The organism is Flammeovirga agarivorans (genome assembly GCF_012641475.1).
GTDB classification, from domain to species: Bacteria; Bacteroidota; Bacteroidia; order Cytophagales; family Flammeovirgaceae; genus Flammeovirga; species Flammeovirga agarivorans.
Genome location: NZ_JABAIL010000075.1, coordinates 1 through 749 on the forward strand (window position 1 = coordinate 1; position 749 = coordinate 749).

Here is a 749-nt window from a genome sequence, read left to right on the forward strand (position 1 = left end):
TAGAAATAAGAAAAAATATGCTATTAAAAATCTCATTAATTAAGTGAAGTTTATTTGTAATAGGCTATAACATTCCGGCTATGAAGAGTAGGAGCAGTTTGGTTGGTTAGGCCTATGCTTTATAGCCCTTGTTGTGTGTTCGTTTAATTTTTTAATTTGGGGAATTAAGCCCAAGTTTATTTCCCTCCGAGTCAATAAACAAAGCAAAAAAACCACTTTCGTCAGCATGGGCTGTTTTCGGTAAAAGGATTTTCCCTCCATTCTTTTCGACTTTATCAAGAATTACTTGAAGATTATCACCTCCATTCAAATAAATGGTTATTCCATCTGTTGTAGGGTTGTATCCTTCGCCTTTCATAATTACTCCTGTAACCACTTGCTTTTCGTATGGAAATATTCCCATTTCCATTCCAGGCATTTCCATTTTTTCAATGTTAATATCCAAGATTGCTTGATAAAAATTTATTGCCCGTGAAATATCTGTTGCCGGAATTTCAAAAAGTGCAACATGACTATTCATATTTTTGGTATTTAGTTCGGTCGTTGAATCAAGATTTTGCATTTCTGTATTGAATTTATTCTCTGTGTTGCAAGCTAGAAGACCAGTTATTAATGCGATAATTAATAGACTGTAGTTTTTTCTTTTCATAATAAGTATTATATATTTTCTATATGACACACAACGAAATTGCTAAACTACGAGCGAGGGCGCGTCGCCCGAGACTTGGAGTTTTAGCTGTTGTTATCTC

At 34.0% G+C, this 749-nt stretch carries 1 protein-coding gene; it reads right to left on the reverse strand.

Annotated elements, in window-relative coordinates; genetic code table 11:
* Positions 1 to 151 precede the first annotated feature (151 nt).
* On the reverse strand, positions 152 to 649 hold the full coding sequence (locus tag HGP29_RS28305) for a VOC family protein (protein WP_168885821.1): 498 nt from the start codon (positions 647 to 649) through the stop codon (positions 152 to 154).
* Positions 650 to 749: the final 100 nt, after the last annotated feature.